The following is a 13,009-nucleotide window of genomic DNA, read 5'->3' as shown; positions in this document are numbered from 1 at the left end:
GGAATGGACTTGTCCACAGATCAGAAATACGGTGACCTGCATACGCATACGACGGCTTCCGACGGTATGCAGCCACCCGCAGAGAACGTTCGGATCGCCCACGGGAAGGGACTCGCGGCCGTGGCGATTACCGACCATGACACCGTGGGAGGCATTCCGGAAGCACTGGAAGCCGGGCAGCGGCTCGGCATCACCGTCGTTCCCGGCGTCGAAATCAGCACCCGTGCCGGCGGCAAGGATATACACGTGCTGGGCTATTACATCGACATAACACATGAGCCGTTTTTGAACCATCTCGCCGAGCTGAGACAGACCCGGGAACGGCGTAACGATCAGATGATCGCCAAGCTGCAGCAGCTTGGAATGTCCATCACGCTCGAGGAGGTCATTGCCGGGCTGGGGCGCGAGCTGAAGCCGGATGAAAGCGTCGGGCGGCCGCATATGGCCGATGTATTGGTCAAGAAGGGCTACGCCTCCGACATGAGGGACGCCTTTAACCGCTATTTGGGCGAGGATGCGCCTGCCTACGTATCCGTTCCACGGATCACACCTGCGGATGCCTGCGCCTGGATCCGGGAAGCCGGCGGAACGCCCGTGCTGGCCCATCCGGGGATCTACGGCGACGACGCGCTGGTGGAACGGATTGTTAGGGAAGCAAAACCTGCCGGAATCGAAGTCTACCATTCCGACCACGGCCCGGCCGATGAGAAGCGGTACCTGAGAATGGCTGATGAGCATGGGCTGATCGTCACGGCGGGCTCCGATTTTCACGGGGAACGGCAGGGCGTCGTCTTCCATGGCGATATCGGCAGCCGTACAATCCCGGTGACCGTATTGGAACAGCTTCAGCGGGGAACAAAATAGTCATGGGTACCCGGGCGAGTTTTAACCTTTTTTTGCAAAATTGGAAAATGGGGCTTGCGCCGGGCTTGCCGGCCGTACTATAATGTTGAACCAAGCAACAAACACAAACTTGTAAGGCGATGACCAAAGACATGATTTCGATCCAGGACTGCCCAGAGAGAGAAGTGAGTGGTGCAAGCTTCTCCTGACACCGGTTCAGAAATTACCCCTTTGCAGCCGTCCCTTTGAACCCGCTGTCCAAGCCGCGGCAGTAGAAGGAACCGGTTAATCCCCGATATCGGATGCTTAATAAGGGCTTTGCATATGTACGTGTTCGGATGAACCGTCGGATGCAGGTCGAATTAGGGTGGAACCACGAGCTGAACGCACTCGTCCCTTGGGATGAGATGCGTTTTTTTGCGTTCACCAAATCGACCGAATTTGACGGAGGGAAGAACATGAACAAGGAAATACAAGTCAAGCTGCCGGACGGCTCGGTAAGAGCATTCGAGCAAGGTGTCCGGCTGGAGAGCATCGCCGAATGGATCAGCAGCAGCCTCGTGAAAAATGCCGCAGCAGGCAAAATTGACGGGATCCTGGTGGATCTCAGTACGCCGGTTGAGCAGGACAGCAGCATTGAAATCGTGACGGTGGACAGTCCGGAAGGGATCGAGGTGTACCGGCACAGCACAGCGCATTTATTGGCGCAGGCTGTGAAGCGTTTATTCGGAGCATCTTCCGTCAAGCTGGGGATCGGGCCGGTCATCGAGGACGGATTTTATTACGACATGGATCTTCCAAATCCGCTGACGAGCGATGATTTATCCCGGATCGAACGGGAAATGAAGCGGATCGCGGAAGAGGATCTGCCGATACGGCGGAAGGCGGTCAGCCGGAAGGAAGCGCTGGACCTGTTCGCGCAGCTGCAGGAGCCGCTGAAGCTTGAGCTTATCCGGGACCTGCCCGAGGACGCCGAAATTACGATTTACGAGCAGGGAGAGTTCGTGGACCTGTGCCGAGGACCGCACCTTCCTTCCACGGGTAAAATCAAAGCGTTCAAACTGCTGAGCGTAGCCGGAGCCTATTGGCGCGGAAGCTCGGACAACAAGATGCTGCAGCGGATTTACGGCACCGCCTTCCCTAAGAAGGCGCAGCTTGACGAGCATCTTCACATGCTCGAGGAAGCGAAGAAGCGCGACCATCGCAAGCTGGGCAAGGAGCAGGGATTGTTCCTGTTTTCGGAGGAAGCGCCGGGCATGCCGTTTTACCTCCCTAAAGGCATGACCATCCGCAACGAGCTGGAGAAGCTGGAGCGTGAGCTGAACGCTGCTAGAGGATATGAAGAGGTCCGCACCCCGCTTATGATGAACAAGCGGATGTGGGAGGAATCCGGGCACTGGGATCACTACAAGGACAACATGTATTTTACCCAGGTGGACGAGACGGAATATGCGCTGAAGCCGATGAACTGCCCAGGGCATATGCTGATTTTCAAAAGCGGCCTTCGCTCCTACCGCGAGCTGCCGATCCGGCTGGCCGAGTTCGGACAGGTTCACCGCCACGAGTATTCGGGCGCGCTGAGCGGCATGATGCGTGTGCGGACGTTTTGCCAGGATGACGCACACCTCTTTGTCAGACCTGACCAAATCGAGGAGGAAATCGCCGGCGTCATCGACCTGATCGACCATATGTACGCCATATTCGGCTTCTCATACCGGATCGAACTATCGACTCGGCCGGAGGATTCCATGGGCTCGGATGAGCTGTGGGAGCAGGCCGAGCAGTCGCTGCGCAGCGTGCTGGAGCGGCGGGGGATCGAATACCGCCTGAACGAGGGGGACGGAGCTTTCTACGGTCCGAAAATCGATTTTCATATTCTCGATGCCCTGAAGCGCAGCTGGCAGTGCGGGACGATCCAGCTCGATTTTCAAATGCCGGAGAAGTTCGGTCTCAGCTATGTCGGTGAATACAACCAGAAGCATCGCCCGGTCATCATTCACCGCGCCGTCTACGGCTCCATCGACCGTTTCATCGGCATTCTAACGGAGCACTACTCAGGAGCTTTTCCGCTGTGGCTGGCACCGGTCCAGGCCAAGGTCGTCCCGGTATCCGAGCACGATCTGGATTATGCTTATCAGGTTAAGCAGTCGCTTGCGAAAGAGGGCATCCGGGTTGAGGTCAGTGCCAAAAACGAGAAGCTGGGCTATAAAATCCGCGAAGCCGAGCTGGAAAAAGTGCCGTACGTGCTCGTCGTCGGCAAGAGCGAGCAGGAGGCGGGTGCAGCGGCGGTCCGCAAACGGGGCGAAGGGGATCTGGGCATGCAGCTGCTGCCGGACATCATCGAGCGCTTAAACCGGGAAATCCGGGAGAAATAAACGGGACAATAAATCAGGAAGACGTCAAAAAAGGCTGTATCCCACCCGCTCTTAGGAACGGAGGATATAGCCTTTTCTATTATTGGGGCTGAAGCTCAAGGACGTTCACTGAGCACGGTTCAACCGTATTCTTTCTATATTATGAAATCTAAAGCTTTTATGATTATTTAATGACGCTTGGAAGCGACTTGATCAATTCCTCGTCAGGCGTGACGATCAGCGTCCGCTGGTGATCATAAATGACAAAGCCCGGTTTGGCGCCGCTCGGCTTATGCACATGGCGGATCAGGGTGCAGTCGACCGGTACGCTGCTGGATTCTTTGGCCTGGCTGAAATACGCGGCCAGTTGGGCGGCTTCCTCCAGGGTCTGGTCCCCGAACTGGCTGCTGCGGATGACGACGTGGGACCCGGGGATATCCTTGGTGTGCAGCCACGTATCACTGCCGCTGGCCAGTTTGTTGGTCACGTATTCGTTCTGCAGGTTGTTTTTGCCTACGTAAATTTCGATGCCCTCGGACGAAGTGAATACGTGCAGCGTAGGGCGGTCGCTTTTCTTCTTTTTGCGTGTTTTTTTGCTGCGGTCGCGGAGATATCCCTGCTGAACGAGCTCCTCACGGATTTCGTCGATATCGTTCATGGATGCATGGGCCAGCTGCTGGAGCAGGTCGTCCATGTAGCGGATCTCTTCCTTTGTTATAGCAAGCTGCTCGTCGATGACGGCCAGACTGTTTTTGTACTTATTATATTTCTTGAAATACCGCTGGGCGTTATCGGAAGGGCTGAGCAGCGGGTCCAGCGGAATCTTCACTTCCTTCTGGTCCTCGTCATAGAAGTTGGTCAGCACCGCCTCCTTGTCCCCCTTTGCAATCGTATGCAGGGAGGCAAACAGCAGCTCGCCGTAAATCCGGTACTGATCCGCGTCGGCGGCTTCCTCCAGATCGGCGTGCAGGTGGTCCAACTTTTTAATGTTTTTGGCGCGCTCATTGTGCAGGAAACGCAGCAGATCGCTCGTTTTTTGCTTGACGGTGTCGCGCTCGGCTTTTTCACCGTAATAATCCTCCATGCATGTGCTGATGGATTCATAGCGTTTGACCTCTTCCTGAATCATCGTCAGCTCGACGGCGGAAAAAACCATTTTCCCCTTGGCGTTCGCCCCTGACATCGGCTGGTACGCCTGCTGTCTGACGCTGTCCATCAGCCCGGTAAAGGCGTTCCATAGGGCGCTTCGGCGTGCTTCGCCCGCTTCGGGCCCTTCTTCTTCCGAGTAGGACTGAAGGCCGGCGCGGTGCACGATCTCCTGCGCAACCAGCGGGCTTACGCCGCTGAACGTATCCACGATCCACGAAATCGGTTCGGCGTCCGCTTCCTCGGTATATTTTTGTGCAAATAGCTCTCCTGTAACCTCAAGCGGATTCAGCTTATGCTGCTGCGGAGGTTCCGTATAGGAAAAGCCCGGCATGACGACCCGGTAGCTGCTGATGCTCGGGGTGACATGGTGGATGCCGTCCAGGATCGTCCCGCTCGAAGGGTCTGACAAAATAATGTTGCTGTGCCGGCCCATCAATTCGATGATGAGCTGCTTTGAAGAGACGTCCCCCAGCTCATCCCGCTGTCTGACGGTAATATGAATGATCCGCTCCATTCCTACCTGCCGGATGTCTTCGATGATGCCTCCTTCGCAGTGCTTGCGCAGCAGCATGCAGAACATCGGCGCCTCCTGCGGATTCAGAAAGCTTCGTTCGGTGAAGTGCACCCGCGGATACGTCGGGTTGGCCGACAGCAGCAGCTTAGCGTTGCCCTCCCGGGTCCGGAGGTGAAAGAGCAGGTCGTGATCGTTGGGCTGGTATATTTTACTGATCCGGGCGCCCTGAATGCTTTGCAGCTCATGGACAAGGGCCCGCGTTACGATTCCATCTAATGCCATAGTGTATCTCCCATCTTTACGCTGTACTTGGTTACGATTGCCTCCATACTATGATGCCATAGTTTGGCCAAAAACTTAAGAGGCCAGGCTTGTGATATTTTAGGCCCTGTCCGAATACATTTACGATAGAACAGGTGGAAAAGCTGTTGAACACCCGCAGCGCACAAAGACCGGGAGGGAAAGGGAAGCTATGGAACAAAAAAAATGGCATCAGTTGGACGCGGAAGAACTGCAGCATGTCCTCGGCGTTCACCCGCATCAGGGCCTTTCGGAAGAAGAGGCGGAGGAAAGACGGAAGAAAAACGGATGGAACGAGCTTTCGGAAGGAAAGCGTATTTCTCCTTTGGCCTTATTTTTGAACCAATTTAAAGATTTCATGGTGCTGGTGCTGATGGGAGCAACGCTGGTTTCGGGCCTCCTCGGCGAATACCTGGACGCCATCACCATTATCGCCATCATTCTGCTGAACGGGGTCCTCGGCTTCATCCAGGAGTTCAAGGCGGAACGATCCCTGCGCGCGCTGAAGCAGCTGTCCGCTCCGGGAGCGAAGGTGCTTCGGGGAGGCAAGGTAGTTCAGGTGCCGGCCAAAATGCTCGTCCCCGGGGACGTCGTTCTGCTGGAAAGCGGAGACCGTGTGCCCGCCGATGTCCGCTGGCTGGAAACGAGCAGCTGTTATATTGAAGAATCCGCGCTGACCGGGGAATCGGTGCCGGTAGGCAAGCATGCCCAGCCTATTCAAGAAGCGGACGTGCCCCTTGGCGATCAGAAGAACACCGGCTTCATGGGAACCATGATGACGCGGGGGACAGCAAAAGGCGTTGTCGTCCGAACCGGCATGGATACGGAAATGGGGAAAATTGCCGATCTGATCCAGAATACAGACTCGCAGGAAACGCCGCTTCAGCACCGCCTGGAGCAGCTCGGCAAAATGCTCATCATTCTGTCGCTGGGGCTTACGGTCATGGTCGTCGTTGCCGGCATTTTGCATGGACAGCCTGCTGTCGGCATGTTTTTGGCCGGCGTCAGCCTGGCCGTGGCCGCGATCCCCGAAGGACTGCCTGCCATCGTGACCGTCGCGCTGGCGCTCGGCGTGCAGCGGATGATCAAGCGGAAAGCGATCGTGCGCAAGCTGCCGTCGGTCGAAACGCTCGGCTGCGCATCGGTCATCTGCTCCGATAAAACCGGAACGCTGACGCAGAACAAAATGACCGTTACGCGCGTATGGGTCGGGGGAAGAAGCCTGGAGGTCACCGGCGACGGTTATGCGCCGACCGGACAAATCCTCGAAGAGAAGAAGCCGGTCGACGTGAAGAACGACCAGGGGCTGCGCAGGCTGCTCCAGATCAGCGCGCTGTGCAACAACGCGGAAATTTACGAAACGGCGGCTCCGGAGTCGCGTGGCAAGCGCAAAGGCAAGGAGGAGCCTCAAGGCCCGGTATGGGAACTGAAAGGGGATCCGACCGAAGGGGCGCTCATTACCCTCGCTTCCAAAATGGGGATGACGACGCAGTCCTTGTCGGCACTGTATCAGCGGGATAAGGAATTTCCGTTCGATTCCGAACGGAAGCTGATGTCGGTCGTGGTGAGCCACCAGGGCGGCAAAATTTTATGCACTAAGGGCGCGCCCGATGTGCTGTTGAACCAGTGCACTTATATATTGTGGGAAGGCAACGTTGTGCCGTTTACCGGCACGCTCCGGCAGAAGGTGCTTGCCGCCAACGAAGAGATGGCTTCCTCCGCGCTTCGCGTGCTGGGGACGGCATACCGCGACCTGCGCCCGCATGATTTGCTGGACAGCGAAGCGGACGCCGAGAGCCAGCTCGTCTTCGTCGGCCTTGCCGGCATGATCGATCCGCCGCGCCGCGAAGTGCGCGATGCGATCAGCACCTGCCGCCGCGCGGGCATCAAGACGGTGATGATCACTGGCGACCATGGCACGACCGCCGAGGCGATCGCCCAGCAGCTTGGCATTATGCCGCGCGGAGGCGAAGCCATGTCCGGCCAGGAGCTGGCGCAGATCGACGACCAGGAGCTCGATGCGAAGGTGGACAACGTGTACGTGTACTCGCGCGTGTCACCTGAGCATAAGCTCCGCATCGTCAAATCGCTGCAGCGCAAGGGCCATGTTGTTGCCATGACCGGCGACGGCGTCAACGATGCGCCGGCCATCAAGGCGGCCGACATCGGCATTGCCATGGGCATTACCGGTACCGACGTCACTAAGGAAGCATCGGCGCTCATCCTGAGCGACGACAACTTCTCGACGATCGTGGCGGCGATCGAGGAAGGCCGGAGCATCTATGAGAATATCCGCAAATTCATCCGGTATTTGCTTGCATCGAACGTCGGCGAAATCTTGACGATGTTCTTTGCGATGATGCTCGCCCTGCCGCTGCCGCTGCTGCCGATCCAGATTTTGTGGGTCAACCTCGTGACCGACGGCCTGCCAGCGATGGCCCTTGGCGTGGATCAGCCGGAGAAGGACCTCATGGAGCACAAGCCGCGCGGGGCCAAAGAAAATATATTCGCCCGCCGGCTGGGATGGAAGATCATCAGCCGCGGCTTCCTGATCGGTCTGTGCACGCTCGGCGCATTCTGGCTCACCCTCCGCGTGGATCCGCACAATGCCGCTCAGGTCACCAAAGCCCAATCGGTAGCTTTCGCCACGCTCGTTATGGCCCAGCTCATCCACGTGTTCGACTGCCGGAGCTCTAGATCGATTTTCCACCGCAACCCGCTGCAAAACAAGTACCTGGTGCTGGCGGTGCTGTCCTCGGTCCTGCTCATGCTCGGCGTCATGTATATCGAGCCGCTGCAGCCGATCTTTAAAACCGTGCCGCTCGGCTTCCGCGAATGGTGCATTACGATCGTCGGCGCCGGCGTGCCTACCTTCCTGATGGGCATCGGCAGCGTATGGGGCGGAAGACGCAACAAGCGGCGGGGAAGCGGCCGCCTCGTGGCGAAAAGTACAAACATTTCTGCATAAAGTCAATAGCACGGCCCGGTCCTTTGAGGTATGCTAGTGGACAGTAAAAAGCTAGCATAATAAAGGAGTGGCACCATCCATGGAATTTACAAAAATGCACGGACTCGGGAACGACTTTATCGTTATCTACGGCGAGAAGGCTCTGCCGGACAACGCGGCAGAGCTAGCCTTGAAATGGTGCGACCGCTATTTCGGCATCGGAGCGGACGGACTGGTATATATTTTGCCGTCGGAGAAGGCGGATTTCCGCATGCGCATCATCAACTCGGACGGCTCGGAAGCGGAGCAGTGCGGCAACGCCATCCGCTGCGTGGCAAAATACGTGTACGACCACGGCTATGTCAGCAGTGAGCAAATTACGATCGAAACGCTTGGAGCCGGCGTGCAGCCGGTAACGATCCATGTGGACAACGGCCTGGCCGCCACCGTCACGGTGGATATGGGCGAGCCCGTGCTTGATGGATTGAGCGTACCGACGACGATCGACGCGAACCCGGTCGTGGATGCGCCGATCGAGGCTGACGGCCGGCAGTTCCGGTTTACTGCCGTGTCGATGGGCAATCCGCACTGTGTCATTTACGTGGACGATGCGGTGAATTTCGACCTCGCCACCTGGGGACCAAAGCTGGAAGTGCATCCGGTATTCCCGAAAAAGGTGAACGTCGAATTCGCGACCGTGAAGGACCGCGGTACCGTGGACATGCGCGTCTGGGAGCGCGGCGCCGGTCCGACGCTGGCCTGCGGAACCGGGGCGTGTGCAACCCTCGTATCCTCCGTGCTGAACGGTTTAACCGACCGGTCGGCATCGATCCGGCTGAAAGGTGGAGACCTGTTCATCGAGTGGAGCGAGAAAGACAACCACGTCTATATGACAGGCCCTGCGGCTGTCGTGTATACGGGAAGCGTCCAGGACGTTTAATCGCCCGGACTTCTGAAAACCTGCGTTAACACCTTAATAGCCCGGGGAGCGTATCGGCGGATACGATCCGCCGGGCTTTCCTGCTTCTTGGGGGTGTGCTGATCGTCCAAATCCGACTCTAGTAAAATAACTGGAGGATTCTATGACTTATCTTGTGCGCTGATTTATGATACATTAATGTGAAACTACTTTTTCGGGGTGGAGGAGCCAACATGAAACCGGATTTGCGTCAAGCGTGGGATCAACAGGTGCTGATCGGCGACGGAGCGATGGGCACTTTTCTATATCAAATGGGCTTTCCTGTGGGAATTTCCTATGAAGAACTGAACCTGACCTCACCGGAGGTCATCAAAGATGTTCACCGGCGTTATGTGGAAGCCGGGGCTCAAATCATTGAGACCAATACGTTTTCGGCCAACTTCGACAAGCTGTCCAAATACGGCCTGGAGTCGAAGGTGGAGGATATCAACCGGGCGGGTGTACGGATTGCACGGGAAGTAGCGGGATCCGCCGGCTATGTGGTCGGAGCCATCGGTTCCATCCGCGGCGGCAAACGGACCAACGTCTCGACGGCCGAGCTTAAGAAATATTTCGAGCAGCAGATTCAGGCCCTTCTTCAAGAAGGAGTGGACGGCATCCTGCTCGAAACCTTCTATGATGTGGAAGAGCTGTATCTGGCCTTGTCCATCGTGCGCAAACTCAGCCCGCTGCCGGTCATCTGCCAGTTTGCGGTTGAGGACGTAGCCCGGACCTTGGACGGCTATACGATGCCGGAAGCGTTCCGGATGATGCAGCAGCAGGGCGCGGACGTGATCGGCTTTAACTGCCGCACAGGCCCTAATGGCATTATGAGCGCGATGAAGACCCTCGGCGGCCACTTGTCCGTGCCGATGTCGGTGTATCCGAATGCCGGGGTAGCCGATTATGTGGATGGGGAATATCAGTACGGGGCCAAGCCGGATTATTTCGGCCAGATGGCGGTGAAATTCGCCGATCTCGGCGCCCGGATCATCGGCGGCTGCTGCGGGACGACGCCCGCGCATATCGCGGCGATTTCGTCCGCGCTTCAGGGCTACGAGCCGCGGCCGATAACGTACGGGCCGATTGACATCGCCCCTGCCCCGATCGAAATTCATGAACATCTCGCGCCAGACGGCGACGGTGAAGGCAAAGGCGGCAACCCGAACCTGGTCGACCTCGTCAAAGAGCGTCACACCGTCATCGTGGAGCTGGACCCTCCGCGCGATTTGGATATCGCCAAATTTATGAAGGGGGCGCAGGTGCTGAAGGATGCCGGGGCGGACGCGCTGACCCTCGCCGACAACTCGCTAGCGGTTACGCGGATGAGCAATATGGCTCTCGGCCATCTGGTGCAGGCGGAGACCGGTTTGCGCCCACTGGTGCACATCGCCTGCCGGGACCGCAACTTGATCGGAACACAGTCGCACCTTATGGGCTTTGACGCCCTTGGCATCGATCACGTGCTGGCTGTCACGGGTGACCCCGCACGCTTCGGCGATTTGCCGGGATCGAGTTCCGTATACGATTTGACTTCTTTTGAGATTATACGAATGATCAAGCAGTTAAATGAGGGAATCGCCTTCTCCGGCAAGCCGCTCAAACAAAAGGCGAACTTCGTCGTCGGCGCGGCGTTTAACCCACACGGGAAGCATCTCGACAAAGCCGTGCTGCGTTTGGAACGCAAAATCGCTGCCGGCGCCGATTATATTATGACCCAGCCGGTGTACGATCCGGAGCTGATCCGCGCGCTGAAGGAAGCGACGAGCCATCTCGACATTCCGATCTTCCTCGGCATCATGCCGCTGGCGAGCGGGCGCAATGCGGAATACCTGCACAACGAGGTGCCGGGAATTCAGCTATCGGACGATGTGCGCCGCCGGATGAGCGGCCTGGAAGGCGAAGAAGGAAGAGCCATGGGGGTTGCCATTGCCAAAGAGCTGCTCGACGTGGCGATGGAGCATTTTAACGGAATTTACTTAATGACGCCGTTTATGCTGTATGACATGAGCGCCCAGCTCATCAGCCATGTGTGGGAGAAATCCGGACGCCGGCAGTCCCCCTTGTTTCACAGATAGTTATCAATTACAATAGTGTAATGGATGTGGTGCCGATGTCTTTCAGCATGACCGGTTACGGTCAATCCGCCCTTCATTTCGGAGGGTATAAAGTGGAAATTGAAGTGAAATCCGTGAACCACCGATACTGCGAAGTGGTCATACGCCTGCCGCGTGAATGGACACGCTTTGAGGACCCTTTGAGAAGAACGGTACAGCGGTTTGTCAAGCGCGGCCGGATCGATGTCTTTATTAACAAGGAGGCGGAAGAGAATACCGCTCCGCCTGTTTTGTTAAATCATAAAGCCGTCAATACTTATATGGAGGCGGCGCGTGAGGTATCCGAGAGGCATGGCCTGAACGGCGAATTGACGGTGAGAGACCTGCTGTCCCTGCCGGGCGTGTTTCTCACACCCGAGGAAGTCGGGACAAACCAGGATCCGGAGCCTGAAGAGTGGGGACGCGTGCTTGAAGAAGGTCTTGTAAGGGCCATGGAAGGACTCGTCGCGATGAGGACTTCTGAAGGAAGCTTCCTTGCCCGTGATGTGGAGCAGCGCCTGAACCGGCTGGAGAAGCTTCACGGAGAAATGGTACAGCTCGCACCCAGCGTAGTCGAAGAATACCGCAATAAGCTCAGACAAAGGCTGGCTGAACTGAATGACGGTTCGTTTGCTTTTGATGAACATAAATTTGGCATGGAAATTGCTATTTTTGCAGACCGCTGCAATATCGATGAGGAATTGATACGTCTGCACAGCCATTTTGAGCAATGCAAAGGATTACTTCGTGCGGATGAACCGGTCGGAAGAAAACTCGATTTTCTGATTCAGGAAATGAACAGGGAAGTCAATACGATTGGATCCAAGGCCAATCATCTGACTCTGGTAAACCGTGTTGTCGAAATGAAAGCGGAGCTGGAAAAAATTAGAGAGCAACTGGCCAATATAGAGTAAGGCACAATTTCGACAGAAAACAGGAGAGAGTCAAATGAATAGGGGGAAGAACCTGAATATGGCAATCAAACTCATTAACATCGGCTTCGGGAATATTGTATCGGCTAACCGTATCATTTCGATTGTAAGCCCCGAATCAGCGCCTATTAAGCGGATTATTCAGGAAGCAAGAGATCGTCACATGCTGATCGATGCGACCTATGGGCGCAGGACGCGCGCCGTAATCATTACGGACAGCGACCATGTCATCCTGTCGGCGGTGCAGCCGGAGACGGTGGCTCATCGCCTGTCCAGCAAAGATGACGATAATGACGAATAACAAGATGGGGAGTAATATGTCAAAAGGAATATTGTTTGTATTGTCAGGACCTTCCGGGGTCGGTAAAGGAACCGTGTGCAGCGCGCTGCGCGGGAAGCTGCCGGATTTGGTCTATTCGGTATCGGCGACGACACGGAGTCCGCGCCAGGGAGAAGTGAACGGGGTCAATTATTTTTTCAAAACCCGTGACCAGTTTCTGGATATGATGCAGAACGACCAGCTCCTGGAGTATGCGGAGTACGTGGGGAACTATTACGGAACGCCGCGCGATTTCGTAGAGAAGACGCTGGAGAGCGGAAACGATATTATTCTGGAAATTGAGGTACAGGGTGCCCTTCAGGTCAAACAGAAGTTTCCCGAAGGGGTATTTATTTTCCTGCTGCCGCCTTCTCTGGACGAACTCAAGGACCGGATCATCGGGCGCGGTACGGAGAACCAGGCGACGATCGACCACCGCATGACGGTGGCGGTTGACGAAATCAATTTGATGCAGCATTATGACTATGCGGTGGTTAACGATCAGATTGATTGCGCCTGCAAACGAATAGAATCGATTATTATCGCCGAACATTGTAAAATCAAGAAATAAACGAAGACAGCAGCCATTTGAGAATA

Annotated in this window: 9 protein-coding genes; 8 read left to right on the top strand and 1 reads right to left on the bottom strand. The window is 56.3% G+C overall.

What is annotated here, in order from left to right; translation table 11 throughout:
* Positions 1-3: 3 nt before the first annotated feature.
* Both GCU45_RS06130 and thrS read left to right on the top strand, forming a co-directional pair.
* Positions 4-864, top strand: coding sequence for a PHP domain-containing protein (locus GCU45_RS06130; protein ID WP_152398379.1), 861 nt, complete (start codon positions 4-6; stop codon positions 862-864).
* A 437-nt stretch (positions 865-1,301) separates the two neighbouring features.
* Positions 1,302-3,218, top strand: a complete 1,917-nt coding sequence (gene thrS / locus GCU45_RS06125; RefSeq protein ID WP_152402845.1) for a threonine--tRNA ligase — start codon at positions 1,302-1,304, stop codon at positions 3,216-3,218.
* Between the two features lie 163 nt (positions 3,219-3,381).
* Here the strand turns inward: thrS and GCU45_RS06120 are convergent, their stop codons facing one another.
* Entirely contained in the window at positions 3,382-5,142 is a 1,761-nt protein-coding gene (locus GCU45_RS06120) for an Rqc2 family fibronectin-binding protein (protein WP_152398378.1), read from the bottom strand.
* Between the two features lie 190 nt (positions 5,143-5,332).
* Between GCU45_RS06120 and GCU45_RS06115 the strand changes: the two genes are divergently transcribed.
* From GCU45_RS06115 to gmk, 6 genes are all read left to right on the top strand, one after another.
* Positions 5,333-8,128, top strand: a complete 2,796-nt coding sequence (locus GCU45_RS06115; protein ID WP_152398377.1) for a calcium-translocating P-type ATPase, SERCA-type — start codon at positions 5,333-5,335, stop codon at positions 8,126-8,128.
* Between the two features lie 79 nt (positions 8,129-8,207).
* The gene (gene dapF, locus GCU45_RS06110; RefSeq protein WP_145023716.1) at positions 8,208-9,047 is read left to right on the top strand and encodes a diaminopimelate epimerase; all 840 of its coding nucleotides are present in this window, start codon (positions 8,208-8,210) and stop codon (positions 9,045-9,047) included.
* 212 nt (positions 9,048-9,259) lie between these two features.
* Positions 9,260-11,143: a bifunctional homocysteine S-methyltransferase/methylenetetrahydrofolate reductase gene (locus GCU45_RS06105; protein ID WP_152398376.1), complete on the top strand. Its 1,884-nt coding sequence runs from the start codon at positions 9,260-9,262 to the stop codon at positions 11,141-11,143.
* Between the two features lie 35 nt (positions 11,144-11,178).
* A complete protein-coding gene (locus GCU45_RS06100) occupies positions 11,179-12,075 on the top strand; it encodes a YicC/YloC family endoribonuclease (protein WP_105444588.1) in 897 nt (298 codons plus the stop codon).
* A gap of 58 nt (positions 12,076-12,133) precedes the next feature.
* Positions 12,134-12,394, top strand: a complete 261-nt coding sequence (remA, locus tag GCU45_RS06095; protein WP_006209218.1) for an extracellular matrix/biofilm regulator RemA — start codon at positions 12,134-12,136, stop codon at positions 12,392-12,394.
* Between the two features lie 16 nt (positions 12,395-12,410).
* Complete coding sequence (gene gmk / locus GCU45_RS06090; RefSeq protein WP_116229595.1) at positions 12,411-12,983, top strand: guanylate kinase; 573 nt, start codon at positions 12,411-12,413, stop codon at positions 12,981-12,983.
* Positions 12,984-13,009: the final 26 nt, after the last annotated feature.

Origin of the sequence: Paenibacillus cellulositrophicus (assembly GCF_009363095.1) — a bacterium.
GTDB classification, from domain to species: Bacteria; Bacillota; Bacilli; order Paenibacillales; family Paenibacillaceae; genus Paenibacillus_AQ; species Paenibacillus_AQ favisporus.
Note: the sequence above shows the minus strand (reverse complement) of the source record. Positions and strands in the feature narration are given on the sequence as shown.

Coding starts and splice junctions, on each gene's coding strand:
- GCU45_RS06130 (WP_152398379.1), top strand. CDS start 4: ATGGACTTGTCCACAGATCAGAAATACGGTGACCTGCATACGCATACG.
- thrS (WP_152402845.1), top strand. CDS start 1,302: ATGAACAAGGAAATACAAGTCAAGCTGCCGGACGGCTCGGTAAGAGCA.
- GCU45_RS06120 (WP_152398378.1), bottom strand. CDS start 5,142: ATGGCATTAGATGGAATCGTAACGCGGGCCCTTGTCCATGAGCTGCAA.
- GCU45_RS06115 (WP_152398377.1), top strand. CDS start 5,333: ATGGAACAAAAAAAATGGCATCAGTTGGACGCGGAAGAACTGCAGCAT.
- dapF (WP_145023716.1), top strand. CDS start 8,208: ATGGAATTTACAAAAATGCACGGACTCGGGAACGACTTTATCGTTATC.
- GCU45_RS06105 (WP_152398376.1), top strand. CDS start 9,260: ATGAAACCGGATTTGCGTCAAGCGTGGGATCAACAGGTGCTGATCGGC.
- GCU45_RS06100 (WP_105444588.1), top strand. CDS start 11,179: ATGTCTTTCAGCATGACCGGTTACGGTCAATCCGCCCTTCATTTCGGA.
- remA (WP_006209218.1), top strand. CDS start 12,134: ATGGCAATCAAACTCATTAACATCGGCTTCGGGAATATTGTATCGGCT.
- gmk (WP_116229595.1), top strand. CDS start 12,411: ATGTCAAAAGGAATATTGTTTGTATTGTCAGGACCTTCCGGGGTCGGT.